20 protein-coding genes and 1 pseudogene are annotated in these 20,184 nt (G+C 45.3%); 14 read left to right on the top strand and 7 right to left on the bottom strand.

The genetic code is table 11. The annotated features are described in order from the left end of the window. Positions 1-148: 148 nt before the first annotated feature. The 3 genes from J3U76_RS07480 to trhA form a co-directional block, all read right to left on the bottom strand. Positions 149-1,114: a class I SAM-dependent methyltransferase gene (locus tag J3U76_RS07480; RefSeq protein WP_208005343.1), complete on the bottom strand. Its 966-nt coding sequence runs from the start codon at positions 1,112-1,114 to the stop codon at positions 149-151. A 123-nt stretch (positions 1,115-1,237) separates the two neighbouring features. Continuing rightward, complete coding sequence (locus J3U76_RS07475) at positions 1,238-2,467, bottom strand: DEAD/DEAH box helicase (RefSeq protein ID WP_208005342.1); 1,230 nt, start codon at positions 2,465-2,467, stop codon at positions 1,238-1,240. Between the two features lie 199 nt (positions 2,468-2,666). Continuing rightward, positions 2,667-3,320: a PAQR family membrane homeostasis protein TrhA gene (trhA, locus tag J3U76_RS07470; protein ID WP_208005341.1), complete on the bottom strand. Its 654-nt coding sequence runs from the start codon at positions 3,318-3,320 to the stop codon at positions 2,667-2,669. A gap of 147 nt (positions 3,321-3,467) precedes the next feature. Here trhA and J3U76_RS07465 point away from each other — a divergent pair, with 147 nt between their 5' ends. The 3 genes and pseudogenes from J3U76_RS07465 to J3U76_RS07455 all read left to right on the top strand — a co-directional run bounded on the left by J3U76_RS07465 (position 3,468) and on the right by J3U76_RS07455 (position 6,141). Next, complete coding sequence (locus tag J3U76_RS07465) at positions 3,468-3,752, top strand: hypothetical protein (RefSeq protein WP_208005340.1); 285 nt, start codon at positions 3,468-3,470, stop codon at positions 3,750-3,752. A gap of 44 nt (positions 3,753-3,796) precedes the next feature. Beyond that, positions 3,797-4,087: pseudogene (locus J3U76_RS07460) on the top strand (M48 metallopeptidase family protein); the annotation flags it as partial. Between the two features lie 389 nt (positions 4,088-4,476). Continuing rightward, positions 4,477-6,141: a putative bifunctional diguanylate cyclase/phosphodiesterase gene (locus J3U76_RS07455; protein WP_208005338.1), complete on the top strand. Its 1,665-nt coding sequence runs from the start codon at positions 4,477-4,479 to the stop codon at positions 6,139-6,141. 183 nt (positions 6,142-6,324) lie between these two features. Here J3U76_RS07455 and J3U76_RS07450 read toward each other — a convergent pair whose 3' ends face one another. Continuing rightward, entirely contained in the window at positions 6,325-7,611 is a 1,287-nt protein-coding gene (locus J3U76_RS07450) for a tyrosine-type recombinase/integrase (RefSeq protein ID WP_208005337.1), read from the bottom strand. A gap of 274 nt (positions 7,612-7,885) precedes the next feature. Beyond that, positions 7,886-8,356 (bottom strand): hypothetical protein, encoded by a 471-nt coding sequence (locus J3U76_RS07445; protein WP_208005336.1) that lies wholly within the window; start codon positions 8,354-8,356, stop codon positions 7,886-7,888. Positions 8,357-8,699: 343 nt separating this feature from the next. Between J3U76_RS07445 and ccoN the strand changes: the two genes are divergently transcribed. From ccoN to ttcA, 11 genes are all read left to right on the top strand, one after another. After that, positions 8,700-10,124, top strand: a complete 1,425-nt coding sequence (gene ccoN / locus J3U76_RS07440; protein WP_208005335.1) for a cytochrome-c oxidase, cbb3-type subunit I — start codon at positions 8,700-8,702, stop codon at positions 10,122-10,124. Positions 10,125-10,136: 12 nt separating this feature from the next. Continuing rightward, entirely contained in the window at positions 10,137-10,754 is a 618-nt protein-coding gene (ccoO, locus tag J3U76_RS07435; protein ID WP_208005334.1) for a cytochrome-c oxidase, cbb3-type subunit II, read from the top strand. Between the two features lie 12 nt (positions 10,755-10,766). Next, the gene (locus J3U76_RS07430) at positions 10,767-10,985 is read left to right on the top strand and encodes a cbb3-type cytochrome oxidase subunit 3 (RefSeq protein ID WP_208005333.1); all 219 of its coding nucleotides are present in this window, start codon (positions 10,767-10,769) and stop codon (positions 10,983-10,985) included. Then, entirely contained in the window at positions 10,982-11,956 is a 975-nt protein-coding gene (ccoP, locus tag J3U76_RS07425; RefSeq protein ID WP_208005332.1) for a cytochrome-c oxidase, cbb3-type subunit III, read from the top strand. Before J3U76_RS07430 ends, ccoP begins: the two co-directional genes overlap by 4 nt. Positions 11,957-12,053: 97 nt before the next feature. Beyond that, positions 12,054-12,539, top strand: a complete 486-nt coding sequence (locus tag J3U76_RS07420) for a FixH family protein (RefSeq protein ID WP_208005331.1) — start codon at positions 12,054-12,056, stop codon at positions 12,537-12,539. A 2-nt stretch (positions 12,540-12,541) separates the two neighbouring features. Beyond that, the gene (locus tag J3U76_RS07415) at positions 12,542-14,911 is read left to right on the top strand and encodes a heavy metal translocating P-type ATPase (protein ID WP_208005330.1); all 2,370 of its coding nucleotides are present in this window, start codon (positions 12,542-12,544) and stop codon (positions 14,909-14,911) included. Then, positions 14,908-15,150: a cbb3-type cytochrome oxidase assembly protein CcoS gene (gene ccoS / locus J3U76_RS07410; RefSeq protein ID WP_208005329.1), complete on the top strand. Its 243-nt coding sequence runs from the start codon at positions 14,908-14,910 to the stop codon at positions 15,148-15,150. The genes J3U76_RS07415 and ccoS overlap by 4 nt, the downstream gene beginning before the upstream one ends. Further along, the gene (locus J3U76_RS07405; RefSeq protein WP_208005328.1) at positions 15,134-15,814 is read left to right on the top strand and encodes a sulfite exporter TauE/SafE family protein; all 681 of its coding nucleotides are present in this window, start codon (positions 15,134-15,136) and stop codon (positions 15,812-15,814) included. The genes ccoS and J3U76_RS07405 overlap by 17 nt, the downstream gene beginning before the upstream one ends. A 64-nt stretch (positions 15,815-15,878) precedes the next feature. Continuing rightward, positions 15,879-16,640 (top strand): FNR family transcription factor, encoded by a 762-nt coding sequence (locus J3U76_RS07400; RefSeq protein ID WP_208005327.1) that lies wholly within the window; start codon positions 15,879-15,881, stop codon positions 16,638-16,640. A gap of 28 nt (positions 16,641-16,668) precedes the next feature. Beyond that, positions 16,669-17,589 (top strand): universal stress protein UspE, encoded by a 921-nt coding sequence (gene uspE, locus J3U76_RS07395; RefSeq protein WP_208005326.1) that lies wholly within the window; start codon positions 16,669-16,671, stop codon positions 17,587-17,589. 101 nt (positions 17,590-17,690) lie between these two features. Continuing rightward, entirely contained in the window at positions 17,691-18,647 is a 957-nt protein-coding gene (ttcA, locus tag J3U76_RS07390; protein WP_208005432.1) for a tRNA 2-thiocytidine(32) synthetase TtcA, read from the top strand. A 142-nt stretch (positions 18,648-18,789) separates the two neighbouring features. On the opposite strand, the gene J3U76_RS07385 is transcribed toward ttcA, so the two are convergent. Next, a complete protein-coding gene (locus J3U76_RS07385; protein WP_208005325.1) occupies positions 18,790-19,392 on the bottom strand; it encodes a DUF2987 domain-containing protein in 603 nt (200 codons plus the stop codon). After that, positions 19,389-20,153: a hypothetical protein gene (locus tag J3U76_RS07380; RefSeq protein WP_208005324.1), complete on the bottom strand. Its 765-nt coding sequence runs from the start codon at positions 20,151-20,153 to the stop codon at positions 19,389-19,391. The genes J3U76_RS07385 and J3U76_RS07380 overlap by 4 nt, the downstream gene beginning before the upstream one ends. Positions 20,154-20,184 lie beyond the last annotated feature (31 nt).

The following is a 20,184-nucleotide window of genomic DNA, read 5'->3' as shown; positions in this document are numbered from 1 at the left end:
TCAAAGACAATGCTTGAAGTTTGGTCATTGCAAAGATGCGTACTCCACGGCACAAATAGCCTTACGCTTGACGCTGAACGTGGTACGAACAACCCAAATCGCTTCTGTTGTTTAACCTAAGGCGGTCAGCGTAAGGCGTAGCGCTTGTTTAGCCTTGTTCGCTTTTTTGGCTGACAAACACTAAGGCTTTAAGGCCTGATTCTGGGTCTATATCAGCAAACTCAGCTGGGTTATCTAATCGCTCGACAAACTGCAAGCTGGGCGCATGCTCGGCCATGCTGTCGATTAAAAATTGGCTGGCTATTGCTGGCGCATTTACACATGCCAACACCTTGCCACCAGCCGTTAGCAGCTCCGGCAAACGGCGTAATATTTTGTGATAATCTTGAGTGAGTGCAAAGCTGCCTTTTTGAAACGAAGGCGGGTCAATAATTACCAGCTCATAGGGCCCCATTTTGCGCAATCGTCCCCAAGATTTAAACACATCGTAGCCTAAGAAGGTGACCGCTCTTACATCTTGCTGATTTAGCCTATGGTTATCACGGCCACGGCTAAGCATGCCCTTAGCCATATCCAGGTTTACTACCTGCTTAGCGCCGCCCGCCATAGCCGCCACCGAAAAACCACAGGTATAGGCAAATAAGTTTAATACCTTTTTATCGGCGGCTTGTTGTCGTACCCACTCGCGCCCTAAGCGCATATCAAGAAACAAGCCATGATTTTGATTACGGCCTAACACTAACTGATAGCGCAGTCCTTGCTCAGTTACTACTGGCTCGGGCGCAAGCTCTCCCCAAATCACTTCAATAGGCGAGCCTGGTTGACCTCGGTGTTGCATTAATATGGAGCGGGCACTGCTTTTTTGCCATATCTCTTGCTCAACAAAGGTTAATAAAGTGTCGGTTAGCGCCGCAATAAAATCGGGCTCGGGTGCTTTAAACAAAGACACCAATAACTGATCACCCAGCCAATCAACCGTGACTTGTTCAAGGCCTGGCCAGCAGCGGCCTCTGCCATGAAATAAACGGCGTAACTCTTGCGGGTGTTGGGCTTGATGTTCACGAAAGCGGGCGTTTAGCTCGCTGTAAAATAAGGGCAGGGCAGTGATGTCCATTAAGGCTCTCAATTTATACAGAATAAAAATAAATAGGGTGCCATTCTACCACAAAGCCCATACTCCCATAGAATAGGGCAATTTTGTTAATGGCTACCTTTATCGTATTTGCTGGCAGGGCTTTTATTTATTCGAGCGACGATTATTCATGCGACGACGGTTGGCCTTTTTATCCCGCACTGGCCGCTTTCGCTCACCACTGGCAGGCTTGTCGGTGACCGCAAAGCCTTCTAGGTGCTCTAATGCAAGCTTTGCTCCCGTTAATTCACGAATAGCCGCTAACGCCGGCATTTCACCGTGACAGACCAATGAAATAGCCACGCCATTCATGCCTGCACGGGCAGTGCGGCCCACTCGGTGTACATACACAGGCGCACTGGGCGGCAAGTCTAGGTTAATTACCACTGGCAGCGCCGAAATATCTATGCCCCGTGCCAGTAAATCGGTGGCCACTAATACGCGTACTTCGCCTTTTTTAAAGGCGAGCAAGGCTTGTTCACGCTCAGCATGATCTTTTTCGCCATGCAGCGCCCGCGCCACAATACCGGCCTTATTTAACTTTTTAGCGAGAGCATCGGCACTGTCTCTGGCGTTGATAAACACCAGTGCGGGCTGCTGGGGGAATGTTTCTTTAAGTAAGGCGATAAGCGCTTGTGCTTTGCTGCCTTTATTTACCAAATAACAACGTTGCTCAATGGCATCCACTAGCTGATTCTGCTCGCCTACCTCAATGCGCTGTGCATTAGGCATCAGTAAGCTGACTTTTTCTGCTAACTCGCCAGCCAAAGTGGCAGAAAATAATAGTCGTTGCTGTTGTGCTGGCATAGCTTGCACAATACGTTGTAAATCGGGCCAAAAGCCCATTTCTAGCAAACGGTCTGCTTCATCTAATACCAAATGCTTAACCTGATTCACTGAGATAAGCCGCTGGGTGATTAAGTCCAATAACCGCCCTGGCGTGGCAATTAATAACCGAGGAGGTGCCTGTTCAAGCATCGCGACTTGCTCATTTAGACCTATGCCGCCACACACCATGGCCTGAGCAATATTAAGGGCCTTTGATAAGGGCGCTAAAACGTCATTAATTTGTGCCGCTAACTCGCGGGTAGGCACTATCACCACAGCTGTTAACTTCGCCAGGCTTATAGCGTCTTCTGATGATAAGGCAAGCTGCTGTAACAGCCCCAAGCCAAAGGCTAAGGTTTTACCGCTGCCCGTTTGTGCCAAGGCCAATACATCTTGCCCGCGAAGCATGGCCGGTATTGCCTGTTGTTGAATAGGGGTGGGCGCGTGATACTGACTTGGCAAAGCCGCCAACACAGCAGGGGACAAGGAAAGATCACGAAAAGACATTATCAGGCTCGTTAGACAGGCGTAAAAAAGAGATAAACAGTGTAAACAGCCCCATCGTTTAAGTAAACACTATTGGAAATAACTCATTTTGCAGGATAAAAAACTATTTTCAGTTATATGGCCTCGGAGAATTTTGCGACCAGGTAGCATAAAGCTCTGTTTGGTGCTTATTATGAAGCGGCTAATCACTGACAAAAACTTAAGCGCCATATCCATACACAGCTACATAATGACAGCTTGTACCGCCTAGCACCCACAAATGCCAAATAAAGTGACCAAAGGGCAGATGGTCGTCTAATACAAAGAAAATCACCCCTAAAGTGTAACTAACCCCGCCAGCGACTAGCCAATAAATGCCCGCTATGGGCATAGCAGCCAGCAGCGGCTTAAACGCCACCACAATTACCCAGCCCATTAAAAGGTACAGGCTGGTTGAAAAAGCCATCGGCAAATGCTGTGCAAAAATTTTAAGTAACACCCCGGTGATTGCCAGCGCCCATACCAGAGCAAATAAACTCCACCCCCAAGGGCCGTTTAACACGCCTAGTAGCAGGGGAGTGTAAGTGCCGGCAATAAGTACGAAAATAGCGCAATGCTCTAACACTCTAAAGGCATGTTTAGGCTTACCCTGCGGTAAAAAGTGATAAATGCTGGAGGTTAAATACATAAAAATAATAGCGGCGGCAAACAAGCTGGCGCCCACGACAAAGAAGGCATCGCCGGTGTGCATGGCTTGTATAACCAAAAAAGGCGTACCGATAAGGGCTGCTAACAACCCCAAACCATGGCTAAGCGTATTAGCTATTTCTTCAGCCTTAGTTTGCTCGCGTGAATATCCGTTGCGATGAAACATAATCAGCCTTTACTATAAAGTGATGTGTTATTAAACACAGAAATAAAGCAAAGGTTCAAGCACACTAAGTTATGCCAACATACTTGTTTTTGATTAAACTAACCCATATCTTAACCTTAACACTAACTTTAATAACGAGAGATCAATATGGACAACAAACAAGAGTATTTAGCGTATTTACAGACAACATTCAGAGATTACTTTGCAGATGCCAGCCACACCGCCATTGAGCGTGAGCAGTCAAAAAGCTTTATTAATGGCTTAATGGTGGCGGGCAAGATTTTTGGTGTGACCTCTGAAGAGTTACAGCAGGTGTTATCTCGTGAACAAAGCCACAGAGTGGGTGATAGCAGTAAAGTGGCAATAACCGGCCAAGATGCATTGGAAGTTCCTGCCTATATTCGGTTTGCTAAGCAAGAATTTAAACAGTAAACAGCAAGCCTTATAACTGGTCTGTACAGGCCGAGTTAGTTGCTTATTGGCAACCAATGCTAGGTGTAGAGTTGGCGGCTTGGAATGTGCGAAAAATGAAAACAAAGTGGGGCAGTTGTAACCCCAGTAGCCGGCGCATTTTACTGAACCTAGAGTTAGTAAAAAAGCCACCCGAGTGTTTAGAATATATAGTGGTACATGAATTAGTGCATTTGTTAGAACGACACCATAATGCGCGGTTTCGTCATTTGATGGATAAACATCTGCATGACTGGCCAGAGCGACGTCGGCAACTTAACGCCGGGCCATTAGTCTATGAACAATGGACTTACTAGATAACAAATATAATTTTGATGGCTTGCTCATAGTTTTAGCTTATGTATATAGTTTTTCATTTACCTAATGCTAATATATAAGTGTTCGTTGTTAGCCACTTGCTAGTAGGAAGCATATGACATCATTTTTAAAGCACTTTTCAACAAAAAATATCATTCTCCTTAATTTCTGCACTATAAGCATCGCGATTGTCGCGCCTATTGCTTTTTCCTCATACTTTTTATGGCTAAGTCACGAGCCTAGCCTTGTTCAATTATCACTTATGAACTCAGTTACAATAATATTGTTGGCATGGTTTTTTATTGCACAGCTTCTTTATGCCCATAAGCGATACACACAATACCAACTTTATTATCAAGCAGCTGAGAAAAAAGCGAATGAGCTAGACATGGCGCTGAACGCCCATGCTCTGGTTGCAATAACAGATGCTCGGGGTGTGATTATTGAGGTGAATGATAATTTTTGTAATATCTCGCAATATTCACGTGAAGAGCTAACTGGACAAACCCACAGAATTATTAATTCAGGGTATCACCCTAAGGCTTTTTTTAAAGACTTATGGCAGACCATTGCCCGCAATGAGGTTTGGAGCGGGGATATCTGTAATCGGGCAAAAGATGGCTCTTTATATTGGGTGCAGTCAACCATGGTTCCCTTGGTGGGTAAAAATGGAAAGCCTGAACGTTATATCGCGATACGTGCCGATATCACTTCAAAAAAGGATGCTGAGGCCACAACACGGCACATAGCACTGCATGATGCATTAACCGGGTTGCCAAATCGTCGATTGATGACGAAGAGACTTAAAAGTGCGATATCGATTAAAGAGCAGCAGCCTGGTTATGGTGCCTTATTATTAATGGACCTTGATTACTTCAAGGAAGTGAATGATATGCTCGGCCATGATGTAGGGGATGAGTTGCTTCAACAAACAGCGTTGCGTTTATCTCGAAGTGTACGAGATACAGACACAGTGGCGCGCTTTGGTGGAGATGAGTTTGTTATTATTTTAGATAACTTAGGGGTTAATATTGATATTGCTACCTCTAATGCTAAAAGCATAGGTGAGGGGGTTCGCATGGCAGTAACGGATCCTTACCATTTAGGTCATCATCAGTTAGAGGTAACCCCCAGTGTAGGCGTGGTTCTATTTAATAATGAAAATGAAGATTCGCAAGAGTTGCTTAAGCAAGCTGACATAGCACTGTATGCAGCAAAGGAAGCGGGGCGGAACCAACTACTTTTCTTCGAACCAGCATTACAAATAGAAACGATTAAACGTACCTTGTTAGCTCAAGACTTGCGACAAGCAATAGATAAAAAAGAGTTGGTATTATTTTATCAGCCAATTGTTAACGCGCAACATCAGATTCAAGGTGTTGAGGCATTATTACGGTGGCTTCACCCACAGCATGGATTAGTCACTCCTGATACGTTTATATTACTAGCTGAAGAGCAAGGCTTAATTGTACCCATTGGCGAATGGGTATTAGAAACCGCATGCAAGCAACTGGCTATTTGGCAACAAGATCCTAAACATAAAGCACTCACTATGGCTGTGAATATCAGCGTACGACAGCTAAACCAAACTAATTTTGTGGATATGGTTAAGCAGACATTAGCCAGAACCGGGGCTTGTAGTAAGCAGCTAATGCTTGAAATTACAGAGAGTATTTTTCAAGATAATGTGAGCTCTGCCATTGCTAAAATGAATGCCTTACGTGAAGAAGGTATTAGATTTTCTTTAGATGATTTTGGTACAGGCTACTCATCGCTCACTTTTTTAAAGCGCTTACCCATAGATAACCTAAAAATTGATAAGTCTTTTGTTGATGATATTTTGGATGACTCTAGGAGCTTAGCCATCGCTCTTGCTCTTATTAGTTTAGCTAAAGATCTCAAGATACAAGTGATTGCTGAAGGCATAGAAACCCCTGAACAAATGAAGTGGTTGCAGCGCAATGGCTGTGACTTCTTTCAAGGTTACTTATTTAGTAAGGCACTACATCCGTCTGATCTTCACAAGGTGTTAGAAAATACCGCGTTACCGTGAGCATCAGTGGCTCAATAAATGCAGTGTGCCGCTTTAGCTGGCACACTGCATAAGGCAGATAACCGAGCTACCTCACACTTCGCATAATGTATATTATGTTAAATAGAGTTTATGGATCATCAAAGAATGCCCAATATAAGCCCTTATACTTGTGTGGTGCCTTGCTCATGCTCTCACCTGCCATTAGTCACTCAGCCTGTTTAGTTTTTTACGTTCAGCACTTTGATGACGTTCTATTTTTCCGGTATGTAAATATTGTGATGTGGTGTCTATGCTGTCGTGCCCCGCATCGGCTTGTACGTGAGATAATGGCCGGCCGTTTAAATTTATGTCGTGGGTAATGCCGGTATGACGAATGCTGTGCACGGTTAGGCTACGCATTTCTGCGCCATCGTGTTCAAAGCCATCGTTTATCGCATTATTTGCCGCGGCGTCTATTAACTCATTTAGCAAATCCCGTAACTGGCGAATGCCTAAATTGGCATTTAATTGCCCTTGATCACGGCCTCGCCCAGCAGCTTTATGGCGAATAAACAGTGGTGTTGTTTCGTTTGGCGCCGGTAATGGCGATAACTTTAAACTCTGCCGATATTGTTTAAGCGCCTCAAGTAGCTCTTTAGACACCGCAACAGTACGCTTTTTGCCACCTTTACTGATTGGAATATGAAAACTCCAAATCCCAGTGTGACTATCTCGACGAAATTGACTCATTACCGGTGAAAAGCCCGGTCTGGCAGCCACTTCTGAAATACGTAAGTAGCAGCCATACATCAGTGAGATTAAAAATAAGGTACGTTGGTGGCGCTCAGGCGCTTGCTCTGCAAGATCTTGAGCGGTGCTCATCATATAAGACCATTGTAAATCGCTGAATACTCTTACTTCGTCTTCGGCGTCTAGCCCGACAGCCACCCTAGGGCTAGATGCAAAGCGGCTATGGCGCATCCACATCACAGCAGGATTACGCTCGGTGATTTCTTCGTTGATTAAGTAGCCATAAAAAGACGATAAAATCGCTATTTTAGTTTTAAGCGCTTTATCGCTGAGTTGATATGCTTGGATCACACCATTTTGCTTCTTACCTAAAAATGGCCGCCACTGGGGATTGGGATGTCGCTCGGCCCACTCTTTATTAAGGGTGAATTGAGCAACATTATGATAGGCAATCAACTCAGGGGGCGGCGCCGAGCAATACTCAACGTAGCGGTTGATGGCACGGCGATCAAGCACGGTAGGCGATGCCTGCTCAACATCAAAACACCAGTGTAAAAAGGTGGTGAGCTCACTGCGGTAGGTTTTGTAGTTGTTTTCGCTGTACCGGCTTTCTAGTAACCAATCTAGCGCATGTTCATAGATAAAGGCGGCATCTTGCACGACATTAAGGGTAATATCGGCGATATGTTGGTTAATAACGCTATTTCCCTCTTCTATATATTGAGGGGCATCAAACAGCGGTAATACAGGCGTAGACATAAAATGGCACTAAAAGTTATCTGTGTATTTATACAGTATAGCGCATCAAGCACCTTCAAAGCAGCCCCATTAAGTTAATGCCGATAAATACAGTTATCGGCATTAACGGCAGCATTCAGCCATAAGCTGTCAGTTAAAGACAAAATAGACAAATAATAATAAACACCGCTTACAGACAAACCGAGATCCTGATGTTCATCAGGAAGACGGCAAAAGCCAAAAAACGGGGTTGCTCTTTAGCTGATCGCTTACGGCTGACCGCTTAAAGCTGCGGTTAACGTTTTACTTCAAATAAAAATTTGAACGGCTGGGTCTCCCCTTGGTGTTCAATATCGAGCACCCACGCCCATACCATACTACTTTCTGTACAGGCGCCCACTAAGGCTTGCCCTTTCCAAACCCCCGGCGCTTGCTGCTTGATAAGCGCCGGTAGGGTTCCCATATACATGCTATGCCCTTCTAGTCGGCTATTTAGTACAGTCGCATTAGAATCAGATAGCGTTATATTAAGCTGAAAAGGAGATTCAGGCTGTAGCTTATCAGCAGTTAATTGTGCCGTTGCCCTTAATTCCCCCTGCTGCGTTACACATTTATTGTGACCAATATCACAATAAACTGCATTGCTAGAGGCCAGCTCTGCCCCGCTTTTATCATTTTTTGCGGTTCTAAACCAAAAAGCAGCCACTAATATCACTAATACAAAGATGATCTGCCCAAGTTTTGCTGTCGTTAACTTGTCTTTCATGCTCATTTTTCCCTTATTTTGCACCCAATTTATCGCCCTGCTTGATCTTGATCAAGGTAGTTTTTTATTGCCTGATGAGCCGACCAAAGTGGTAATCATATTACTGTTTATACTGTTATTTTTGCTGTCAGTCATTTATCATCTGTATCGCAGTCAGCCTTCTTGGCCTCTTATTTTCCGCTTTGTTAGCTTTGTTAACAAAGACTTAACAATAAAGGCGTCATCTAAGGGAACAAGAAAGCCGTGCTGCAAACAAAAGAAAGCGGTTGTCTTCAAATCTTCCGAGGTGTTCGCATTGTGTGAGCACAAACCTGATAACAGCAGTGGAAGCGGAACTATAACGATGAGTCAAACTAATAATCAACCAAACTACAATTATACTGTAGTTCGCCAGTTTACAGTCATGACTGTAATCTGGGGCATTGTGGGTATGTCGGTAGGCGTGCTAATTGCAGCACAACTTATCTGGCCTGCTCTCAACTTCGAAACACCCTGGCTAACCTATAGCCGTTTGCGCCCTTTACATACTAACGCGGTTATTTTTGCGTTTGGTGTAAGTGCGCTAATGGGTACCTCCTTCTATGTCGTGCAGCGCACGTGTCAAGTTCGCCTCTTTGGTGGCAAATTGGCATCGTTCGTGTTCTGGGGCTGGCAGCTTATAATTCTTTCGGCGATTATTTCTTTGCCTTTAGGTTATACCTCCTCCAAAGAATACGCCGAGCTAGAGTGGCCTATTGATGTTGCCATTGCCGTAGTCTGGGTGGCGTACGCTACAGTGTTCTTTGGAACCCTGTATAAGCGTGCAACCTCTCATATCTATGTAGCAAACTGGTTCTACGGCGGGTTTATTTTAACCATTGCCGTATTACACATTGTAAACAGCTTAGCCATTCCTGTAAGTGGCATGAAGTCTTACTCTGTGTATGCCGGTGCAGCCGATGCCATGGTTCAGTGGTGGTATGGTCATAACGCCGTTGGCTTCCTGCTTACTGCAGGTTTCTTGGGCATGATGTACTACTTTGTTCCTAAGCAGTCTGGACGTCCGGTTTACTCTTACCGTTTGTCTATTGTGCACTTTTGGGCACTGATCACCCTGTATATTTGGGCCGGTTCTCACCACTTACACTACACAGCGCTACCTGACTGGGCTCAGTCTTTAGGTATGGTAATGTCACTTATCTTATTCGTTCCTTCTTGGGGCGGTATGATTAACGGTATTATGACGCTGTCTGGTGCTTGGCATAAATTACGCTATGACCCCATTTTGCGCTTCTTAATCGTATCCCTGTCGTTTTACGGCATGTCTACGTTTGAAGGCCCAATGATGGCGATCAAAACCGTTAACGCCTTATCTCACTACACTGACTGGACCGTAGGTCACGTTCACTCTGGCGCATTAGGCTGGGTGGCCATGATCTCAATTGGTGCTGTGTATCACTTAATTCCTAACTTGTTTGGCCAAGGCCGCATGTACAGCATTAAGTTGATTAACACCCACTTCTGGTTAGCAACGATTGGTACTGTGCTTTACATCGTATCTATGTGGATTAGTGGTGTTATGCAGGGTCTAATGTGGCGTGCAGTGAACGACGACGGCACTTTGACTTACAGCTTTGTTGAAAGTCTACAAGCCTCGTATCCGTTCTACTTTGTACGTTTCTTGGGCGGCTGTTTCTTCTTGTTTGGTATGTTACTGATGGCGTATAACGCTTACCGTACCATCAATGCGCCAAAAGGCTCATTGCAAGCCATTCCACAACCGGCATAAGGAGACTTGTGAATGAAAAACACTAAAAACCGTCACGAGTTTCTCGAAACCAAGACCACTTGGCTGATCATCTTTACTGTGATTGCAATCAGCTTTGGCGGTATGGTCGAGATAATTCCCCTGCTCTTCCAACAGCAGACTAATGAACCTGTTGAGGGCTTGCGCCCATATACAGCATTAGAAATGGAAGGTCGTGATCTGTATATCCGTGACGGGTGCCATGTGTGCCACAGTCAAATGATTCGTCCATTCCGTGCTGAAACTGAGCGTTATGGTAAGTACTCTTTAGCCGGTGAACAGGTATGGGAACACCCATTCTTGTGGGGCTCTAAGCGTACCGGTCCTGATTTGGCTCGTGTAGGCGGTCGTTACTCAGATGAGTGGCATCGTGTGCACTTAATTAATCCACGTAACGTGGTACCTGAGTCAAATATGCCTGCTTTCCCTTGGTTAGAAACCAATGTGTTAGACGGTAAAGACACAGCCGCTAAGTTAAGACTGTTCCGCGATAGTTTCGGTGTTCCTTACACCGATGCAGATATTGAAGGTGCTGAAGAAGCCGTTAAGGGTAAAACCGAAATGGACGCTATCATCGCTTATCTGCAATCGCTGGGTCACGCCCTTAAATAACCGGAGTCGATTATGGATTTCAGTACCCTAGAAGCATTAAAACCTACTATTATTAGCTTTCAAACTTTGCTGTTGTTTGTGATGTTTATTGGTCTGGTCATTTGGGCTTATAGTAAACGTCGCAAACATAAGTTTGATGCGATTGCCAACTCCATTTTTGATGATGAAGACTTGGCGGGTAGCGCCTCTCAGGGCACTGGGCAGGATCGCGCAGGAGCTAATAAAGAATGAATACTTTTTTAAGTGTATTTGTCACCGTTATCAGCCTAGGCACCATTTTTGGTTGTTTAGCACTGTTGATTTGGTGTTCACGTGACAAAATGGGCATGGAGGATGGTGCGCCTACCGGCCACACCTACGATGGTATTTCTGAGCTAAATAACCCACTGCCTAAGTGGTGGAGTTATTTGTTCGTATTCATGGTGGTGTTTTCACTTGCCTACCTGGCGTTATACCCAGGCTTGGGTAACTTTAAAGGCCTATTAGGCTGGACGAGTTCTAACCAAGATGTACGCTCACTTGAGGAATATAACGCCGCTGCAGAAAAAGCGCGTACCGATGAGCTGTTCGTACAGTATGACCGTGAAATGATCAAAGCCGATGAAGTCTTTGGCGCTAAATTTCGTGAATTGACCTATCAAGCAGACGGTGAGACGTATCTCCCGATTGCTGAAATAGCTCAAAATGAAGAAGCGACCCAAGTAGGCCAGCGTTTGTTCTTACAAAACTGTGCCCAATGTCATGGCTCTGATGCTCGTGGTGCCCGTGGTTTCCCTAACCTGACTGATAACGATTGGTTATACGGTGGTGAGCCCGCACAGATTAAGAAAACCATCATGGATGGTCGTCAAGGTGTGATGGCATCCTGGGAAGCCATGTTAGGTGATGAGGGTGTTCGCGAAGTGACCTCTTATGTACTGAGCTTGTCTGGCCGTAAGGTTGATGCCGTAGAAGCACAAAAAGGTAAAGCGCGCTTTGCTGTTTGTGCTGCATGTCATGGACCAGAAGGTAAAGGGCAAATTGCTATGGGTGCACCTAACTTAACCGATAATATTTGGTTATATGGTGGTTCTCGCGCCGCGGTTGAAGATACTATTCGTCACGGCCGTCACGGTGTGATGCCCGCTTGGAAAGACATTTTAGGCGAAGACAAAATTCAATTGTTGTCTGCCTATGTGTACAGCCTAAGCAATAATAAGTAAGCCCTTTGGGGTTTAGGTGAGAAAGCCCCGCTTGCCGGGGCTTTTTTTGTTATATTACCCCTTACTAAATTCTCCTTTTTTGTAGTAGGAATTTGTTATGCAACGTCATTGGTATCAGCATTTTTGGCCTTGGTTTTTGATTGTATTACCTTTATGCGCAGTCGCCGCCAGCCTTTATACTTTCTACTTGGCAAGCTCGGGCGCCGATAGCATGGTAGTTGATGACTACTACAAAAAAGGCCGAGCTTATAATAAAGATTTAACAGAGCTTAAGCGGGCCGTAGAAATGAAAATGATGGCTAAGCTCAGCTATCAAGACGAACAGGTCGCTATTTCTTTGGTTGGTGCGCAAAAGGCCGGTGAAGCCATTAAAGTTAGCTTCACCCACCCTACCCTAGAAAAAGAAGATCACTTGTTAATTATGACCGCAGATGGCTCAGGCATGTATCGCCAACGCTTAGATGTGCCACTGATTAAAGGTAACTGGAACCTACAAATTGAAGCCATGGACGGTAACTGGCGGATCCAAAGACGCATTAGCTTGCCCATTAAAGATCAACTGCTTATTCGCGCGGAGAGTTAAAGATGGATGGCTGTTTTCACTGCGGTGAAGCTGTACCTTCCGGCAACCGCTTTGTGTTAGAAGTAGAGGGCAGCGAACAGGCGTTTTGTTGCCCGGGTTGCTTGGCGGTGGCTGAAACCATTATCGACTGCGGTTTAGCCAGCTATTACCAACACAGAACCGCCCCTGCCCCAAAGGCGGATGCGGTGCCCGATGAACTTAAACAGCTACAGCATTACGACTTGGCTGAAATACAGCAAGACTTTGTTACAGACAAAGATAACCTTAAAGAGGTTCAGCTCTCTATTTCGGGGTTAAGTTGTGCCGCTTGCGCCTGGCTGATTGAACGACATTTAACGCGCATACCCGGTGTGGTACTGATCCAAGTGAACACCACCACAGAGCGAGCTCGATTACGCTGGGATGAAAAAACCGCCTCACTTAGTCAGTTATTGGCAGCCTTTGCCGACATTGGCTATCAAGCACGGCCTTTTCAACCTCATCAGCAAGAGCAAGAATATAATAAAGAAGTAAAATCCTATTTGTTGCGCATGGGGGTGGCAGGCATTGCCAGCATGCAAGTGATGATGGTGGCGATTGCCTTATATGATGATTTATTTCCTAACACTGATGCCGGCTTGGTAGAGTACTTTCGTTGGGTCAGTCTCTGGTTGAGTGTGCCAGTAATGGGCTACTCTGCCCTGCCTTTTTATCAAAATGCCTGGCGTGGGTTAAAAAACCGCGCGCTCAATATGGACTTGCCCGTCTCTTTGGCGATGATTTTTGCCTTTGTGGCGTCTGTATACGCCACCGTAACGCAAACCGGAGATGTCTATTATGAATGCGTCTCTATGTTTGCCTTTTTATTGTTGACCGGGCGCTTTTTAGAAATGCGCGCTAAGCGGCGTGCTTCAGAAACCACCGCTAACCTCACCTTATTAGTACCCATGTTGGCCCGAGTTGAAACGCCAGAAGGTGAGCAAGAAGTGGCCGCTAAAACCCTACAAGCAGAGCAAATAGTCTTGGTCGCCCCAGGCAGTCAAATTCCGGCAGATGCTGAGATTATTGAAGGGAGCAGCAGCATTGATGAGTCTATGCTAACCGGTGAACATTTACCGGTGATCCGCCACAGCGGCGATGCGGTGTTTGCGGGTAGTACTAACGTAGAGTCACCACTGCGCTTAAAGGTGCTCCGCCCGCTTGGTGAAGCCAGAGTGTCAGAAATTTTACGGGCCCAAGATGATGCTTTATTAGAAAAACCCAAAGTGGCAGTGTTGGCGGATCAACTGTCGCGCTATTTTGTTGCCGCCCTATTATTAGTGACCTTAGCCACCTACTTGGTGTGGTTACAGTTAGATGCGGGCAAAGCTTTTTGGGTAATGTTGTCGGTATTAGTGGCCACCTGCCCTTGTGCCCTATCTTTGGCCACCCCCACCGCATTAACGGTTGCAACTTCACGCTTAAGCCGCTCTGGTGTATTAGTGCGTCGGGCTCATGTATTAGATACCCTACCCAAAATTAATCGCGTGGTATTTGATAAAACCGGCACCTTAACCCGTGGCGAAATTAGCCTGAGTAACACTCAAACCTATAGTCGCCTTAATCAGGCAGATGCTTTGGCGATTGCCGCTGCGCTAGAGGCACAGTCGGAGCACCCTATTGCCAGAGCATTTGCCAAATTTCGCCAGCAAGAAATGCCAGTACTCAACCGCAATAACCAAGTTGGCCGTGGGGTAACCGGCAGTATTAATGGTGTTTTTTATCGCTTAGGCAGTGGCGCTTGGTTGGCCCCTGAGCAACAAACGTCAGATTTAAGTGTCTATTTGGCCGATGATGAAGGCCTAGTGGCGCGCTTTAGTTTATCTGATCCCCTGCGAGACGAAGCGGCGGATTTAATTAAAGCCTGCGCTAAGCAAGGTATTGCTACCACTATTTTAACTGGCGATAGTTCAGGTCAAGCAGAAAAAGTGGCCGAGCAACTTGGGGTTGATACCTTAGTAAAACATGCCAGCCCCGACGATAAACTGGCCTACTTGAATGAGCGCGACCAAGCCGGTGACATCTGCCTAATGGTGGGTGACGGCATTAATGATGCGCCGGTGTTAGCCGGTGCCCATGTCTCTTTTGCCATGGCTGGCGGCACAGATATTGCTAAAAACAGTGCCGATGCCATTATGCTGGCCGACGATTTACGCCATATTTTAACGGCTCGTCATGTGGCAAGTCGGTGTCGGGCGATAATTAAGCAAAACTTTAGCTGGGCACTGGGTTATAACGCTATTATTTTACCCATGGCGGCCACTGGCCATGTATCACCTTGGTTTGCCATGGTGGGCATGTCAGTGAGCTCGCTTATTGTGATGACCAATTCTTTGAGGCTTTCACGCTTATGACAGATAACGTAGATGTTTGGTATTTTATGATCCCCATTGCCATGGTGTTTGTAGGGCTGGCACTGGTGTTGTTTTTTTGGTCAGTTAAAAGCGATCAGTTTGAAGACTTAGATCGTCACGGCAGCAGTATTTTGTTTGATGACGATAAAAGCTCACACCAAGAAGCCCAAACTCACCCTGAGCAAAAGGCGGCTAGCCAACTCTCCCAGAATAAGGATGACCATGACCACTCAGCTTGATGCTTGGGCGGCCTTGCTTATTGGCTTTTTAGGCGCTGGGCATTGTATTGCTATGTGCGGCGGTGTGGCGGCAGCCTTTTCTATGGCTATCCCTAAAGAACAACAGCGTTGGCAGTGGCTATATTTGCTCAGCTATAACGCCGGCCGTATTTTAAGTTACAGCATAGCTGGCGCGCTAGTGGGTGGCATTTTTGCAAGTCTTGCTGAAGTGAGTGCCGGAAAACATGCCTTAGTGTATTTTCGGCTGCTAACTGGCGTAATGATGATTTTGCTAGGCTTATACTTAGCGCGCTGGTGGTTTTTTCTATTACATCTCGAAAAATTAGGCGCCGGTATTTGGCGGCATATTAAGCCATTAGCCAGTCGCTTTATTCCTTTTAAAAGCCCATTAGCAGCCTTTCCTTTTGGTATGGTTTGGGGCTGGTTGCCCTGTGGCTTGGTCTACTCGGCACTTACCTGGAGTGCGGTGTCGGGCGGCGCATTAGAAGGCGCACGGGTAATGGCCTTGTTTGGCCTAGGTACCCTACCCACTTTATTAGCGCTAGGGGGCTTGGCTGGGCAACTTCGTCATTGGTTAAATCACCCTAAATTTCGCCAAGTATCAGGTATCTTATTGATTTGTTATGGTTTGTTTACGCTTTATCAAGCACTACCACTCTTGTAAGCAGCTATTAAGCGGTTATTTTTGGTGCTATGATTAGTTATTGATACCACAAAAGTATTGAGCTATGGGAAATCAAAAAAACATTATTAAAACAGCCGCTGCAAGCAGTCGCTCCATTCACTGCCAAGATTGTAGCATTAGTCAATTGTGTATTCCGCTTGGGCTTAACTCTGATGAGTTAGATGAGCTGGATAATATTATTGAGCGTAAAAAGCCGATTCAAAAAGGCCAAGAGCTGTTTAAAGCAGGTGAAGAGCTGAAGTCTTTGTATGCCATTCGTGCTGGTACTATTAAGTCTTACACTATTACCGAGCAAGGTGATGAACAAATTACTGCTTTTCACTTAGCCGGTGATCTTATCGGCTTTGATGCGATTAATAATGGCAGCCACCCTTCTTTTGCTCAAGCGCTAGAAACCGCCATGGTTTGCGAAATCCCGTATGAAGTGCTAGACGATCTGGCAGGTACAATGCCGCGCTTACGACAGCAAATAATGCGCTTAATGAGTAGCGAGATTAATGGCGATCAACAAATGATCTTACTGCTATCTAAAAAGACTGCTGAAGAGCGTTTAGCTTCCTTTTTGCATGGCTTATCTACGCGTTTCTCTGAGCGAGGCTTTTCGCCAAAAGAGTTTAGGTTAACCATGACTCGTGGCGATATTGGCAACTATTTAGGCCTGACCGTAGAAACCGTCAGTCGATTGTTAGGTCGTTTTCAAAAAAATAATATGATTGAAGTCGATGGCAAGTATATTCGAATTATCGATTTGCCGGAGCTGGCCTGCTTAGCCGGCACGCCTAGGTCCCATTCACCGTCAGCGTGAAGTTTACTTTCATAAAGAGGGATACCTTATGATTAAGTATCAACATATATTAGTGGTTATCGATCCGGTTGCCGAAACACAACCGGCCTTGCATCGTGCTGTGTCTGTAGCCGCATTGCAAGAGCAAGCCGATATCACCCTCTTCATGCCTATTTATGATTTTTCTTATGAAATGACGTCTATTTTGTCGAGCACCGAGCGTGATGAAATGCGTGAAGGGGTACTGCAAGGACGTGAAGAATGGTTAAAAACCTTATTAACCCCCTATGCCAATAGTAAGATAAAATTTAATTTAAAAGTGGTGTGGCACAGCCGCCCCTTTGAAGCCATTATTCAACAGGTTGAAGAAGCTCAACACGACTTAGTGGTGAAAAGCACCCACAAACATACACTTATTCAATCTTTTATTTTTACTCCCACAGATTGGCATTTATTACGCAAATGCCCGTGCCCCGTATTGTTAGTAAAAGAGCAAGACTGGCGTATGGGCGGTAATGTATTAGCGGCGGTTAACTGTAGCAGTGATGAAGAAGAACAAGCGTCACTTAACAGTAAAATTATCACTGAAAGCGCTGAAGTAGCACGGCTACTTTCTGCTAACTTGCACTTGGTGAACGCCTACCCTGTTACACCGGTGAACATGGCGCTGGAGCTGCCAGACTTTGATCCTAGCGTGTATAAAGCAGCGGTAAAAAAACATCACGAAAGAACCTTGTATGAATACGCCGTACGCTTTGATGTAGCGTCAGATCATTTGCATTTAGAAGAAGGTTTAGCTGAAGAAGTGATCCCTGAGTGTGCCGAGAAAACCCAGGCCAGTTTAGTAATTTTAGGCTCCGTAGGCCGCACCGGTTTTTCTGCGGCCCTCTTGGGTAATACCGCCGAGCATGTCGTTGATAAGTTAGCTTGTGATGTATTAGTACTCAGACCCGACAGCAGTGAATCATAATTTAATCTCTCTCACTTGCTTGCCCTCAAGCCGCTAGTCTCTATAATAGCCCCAGTATTTTTGCTGGGGTTATCATGTCTGTTTCTACTGATTCTGTTTCAATGACGTCTATTTCAAACACATCCAATTCAAGCCAATCAACGCCGCCTGCTACACAAACTGCTAGCTTCAATAAAGTACAAAAACGGCTGCGTCGACATGTAGGTCAGGCTATTAATGATTTTAATATGATTGAAGATGGCGATCGTATTATGGTGTGTTTGTCGGGGGGTAAAGACAGTTATGCCATGCTCGATATACTGTTGCATTTAAAAGCCCACGCGCCAATTCAGTTTGATATTGTAGCGGTGAACTTAGATCAAAAGCAGCCCGGCTTTCCCGAACATGTGCTACCTCAGTACTTAGATGAGTTAGGTGTTGAGTATAAAATTGTGGAAGAAGATACCTACTCTATTGTGATGGATAAAATTCCTGAGGGTAAAACCACCTGCTCTTTATGCTCTCGGTTAAGACGCGGTATTTTATATCGCACAGCCAGCGAGTTAGGGGCGACTAAAATTGCCTTGGGTCATCACAGAGATGATATTTTAGAAACCTTAATGCTGAATATGTTTTATGGTGGCACCATGAAGTCGATGCCGCCTAAATTAGTCAGTGATAATGGCAAGCATGTTGTGATCCGTCCATTGGCATATTGTCATGAAAAAGACATTGTCAGTTTTGCACAAGCCAAGGCTTTCCCTATTATTCCCTGCAACTTATGTGGCTCACAAGAAAACCTACAGCGACAAAATATTAAAGCCATGCTTGAAGATTGGGATGCACGTTTTCCGGGCCGTATCGCCAGCATGTTTAGCGCCATACAAAATGTGGTTCCTTCTCACTTACTTGATCATCAGCAGTTTGACTTTAAAAATATTAATAGCCTGTCGGGCGTAATAGATGGCGGCGATATTGGTTTTGATAAACCCGATGTGGCATCGCGCTTTGTTGATGAAAATGAAAGTGTGTCCGCTGCTGCCTTAGGCGAGAGACTCACCATCACAGAATTGAAATAAATCAGAAACAGCTGTCAGTTTTAAGCGGTCAGATAAACATAAGAGCTAGATTGTCGCCATAGGCTTTACGCCTTAAGCTGTACGTTAAAAAACTGGTTTAGTTTTTCGTATAGCGGTCAGCGTAAAGCGTATGACTGTCTGTTTAAAACCAAGGGGTAATTCTTACCGCTGGTAAGTTGAAGCTGCCCTCTTCTGCTAATTGTGCTTGGCTTAATTTAAGCTGAGATTGTCCGTTAATATCTTGCCCTGGCATGGCCGGTGTTAGAGTAATGCCTTGTAACTCAGGTACAAAATACTTACCTGGCCAACCTGCCATTTTTTGTAATAACACATACATATCTTGCTCAACGGCGCGTAAATCTGTGTGCGTTACGTCACCACCCTCAAGGTTAGACTGAATTTGAATAGAAATATCACATTCAGTGGTCCCAGCCATTTCTAACGCTACTATTGCTTTGTCGAGATCCAAGTCTTTATCTTTAGGAAGCAAAAATTGTTGATGAGGCAACACCTCAACCTCGCCTCGTATTTCGTCATCAACCGTTACCACACCTGACTCAATCTGACACAAGCCTTGACCATCGGTGCGGCTTAAATAAAACCCCAGATCGGCATGCTCAACCTTCGACTTTTTCACCTTCGCCATGTATTTAAAAAAACCACTGTAGCCCAGCTCTAACGGTGCCGCCTGTAACTGACTGCTAGGTAGTGCGAGTAACATCGCAATAATAAAAGAATGTTTCATGCGTCAAAATGATCCTTGGTCGAATGTAAAGAAGGCGTGTCTTCGTTTGAACTAGGCGTGTTACCTTCTACCCCACAGGCTTCGCGATAGATAATGCCTTTTACGGTAAGGTACATAGGTACTACCCAAATTAGTCCAATACCCAGCGTAAATACGGCGACCATAAATAATAACGCCAGTAGTAAGTGTACTGATAGCAAAGGCAGCCATTGGCGAGCAAACAAGCGCAGCGAAGTGGTAATCGCTTGTATTGGGGTAAAGCCTTTTTCTAAAATAAGTGGAAAGGTGAACATTAACGCCATACTTAAAATAAGGGTAGGCAGCAAAGAAAATGCCGCTGGCAAGCCTAACAATTGACCAAGTGGTAAAAATAAACTACTAATCAGTCCCATTAATAAGCTGGCAACCGCAAGCGGCAGCAAAAAACGAAAGTAATCAAAAATTTGATTCGGCCTAATCGATCGATCAACGGCACGGTGAACCCCCATCATATCGAGAGATGCACTCATGGGTGCCATTACCATCGAAACCACTAGGCCAAGCAGGCTGGTTTGCCAAGACATTTCTTCACTGTCTCCGCCAACACTGACCAGTAATTGATTAAGCACTAACCAGCAACCGGTTACACCAATGGCTGCCAGTAACATCGGCATTTTTGCGCCCATAATGCGCTGCCATGCCTCTTGAAAAATAGCTTTGGGCGAAAGCGTAAAACCTTGTTGCAACGACTGATGCAAGCGTGAAAATGGCGGTTTATTCATTTAAAAGTAATCTCTTATGTGACGTTGATTC

Source organism: Oceanisphaera pacifica (genome assembly GCF_017498065.1).
GTDB lineage: Bacteria > Pseudomonadota > Gammaproteobacteria > Enterobacterales > Aeromonadaceae > Oceanimonas > Oceanimonas pacifica.
This window is presented reverse-complemented; position numbering and strand designations above follow the sequence as displayed.

Coding starts and splice junctions, on each gene's coding strand:
- J3U76_RS07480 (WP_208005343.1), bottom strand. CDS start 1,114: ATGGACATCACTGCCCTGCCCTTATTTTACAGCGAGCTAAACGCCCGC.
- J3U76_RS07475 (WP_208005342.1), bottom strand. CDS start 2,467: ATGTCTTTTCGTGATCTTTCCTTGTCCCCTGCTGTGTTGGCGGCTTTG.
- trhA (WP_208005341.1), bottom strand. CDS start 3,320: ATGTTTCATCGCAACGGATATTCACGCGAGCAAACTAAGGCTGAAGAA.
- J3U76_RS07465 (WP_208005340.1), top strand. CDS start 3,468: ATGGACAACAAACAAGAGTATTTAGCGTATTTACAGACAACATTCAGA.
- J3U76_RS07455 (WP_208005338.1), top strand. CDS start 4,477: ATGGCGCTGAACGCCCATGCTCTGGTTGCAATAACAGATGCTCGGGGT.
- J3U76_RS07450 (WP_208005337.1), bottom strand. CDS start 7,611: ATGTCTACGCCTGTATTACCGCTGTTTGATGCCCCTCAATATATAGAA.
- J3U76_RS07445 (WP_208005336.1), bottom strand. CDS start 8,356: ATGAAAGACAAGTTAACGACAGCAAAACTTGGGCAGATCATCTTTGTA.
- ccoN (WP_208005335.1), top strand. CDS start 8,700: ATGAGTCAAACTAATAATCAACCAAACTACAATTATACTGTAGTTCGC.
- ccoO (WP_208005334.1), top strand. CDS start 10,137: ATGAAAAACACTAAAAACCGTCACGAGTTTCTCGAAACCAAGACCACT.
- J3U76_RS07430 (WP_208005333.1), top strand. CDS start 10,767: ATGGATTTCAGTACCCTAGAAGCATTAAAACCTACTATTATTAGCTTT.
- ccoP (WP_208005332.1), top strand. CDS start 10,982: ATGAATACTTTTTTAAGTGTATTTGTCACCGTTATCAGCCTAGGCACC.
- J3U76_RS07420 (WP_208005331.1), top strand. CDS start 12,054: ATGCAACGTCATTGGTATCAGCATTTTTGGCCTTGGTTTTTGATTGTA.
- J3U76_RS07415 (WP_208005330.1), top strand. CDS start 12,542: ATGGATGGCTGTTTTCACTGCGGTGAAGCTGTACCTTCCGGCAACCGC.
- ccoS (WP_208005329.1), top strand. CDS start 14,908: ATGACAGATAACGTAGATGTTTGGTATTTTATGATCCCCATTGCCATG.
- J3U76_RS07405 (WP_208005328.1), top strand. CDS start 15,134: ATGACCACTCAGCTTGATGCTTGGGCGGCCTTGCTTATTGGCTTTTTA.
- J3U76_RS07400 (WP_208005327.1), top strand. CDS start 15,879: ATGGGAAATCAAAAAAACATTATTAAAACAGCCGCTGCAAGCAGTCGC.
- uspE (WP_208005326.1), top strand. CDS start 16,669: ATGATTAAGTATCAACATATATTAGTGGTTATCGATCCGGTTGCCGAA.
- ttcA (WP_208005432.1), top strand. CDS start 17,691: ATGACGTCTATTTCAAACACATCCAATTCAAGCCAATCAACGCCGCCT.
- J3U76_RS07385 (WP_208005325.1), bottom strand. CDS start 19,392: ATGAAACATTCTTTTATTATTGCGATGTTACTCGCACTACCTAGCAGT.
- J3U76_RS07380 (WP_208005324.1), bottom strand. CDS start 20,153: ATGAATAAACCGCCATTTTCACGCTTGCATCAGTCGTTGCAACAAGGT.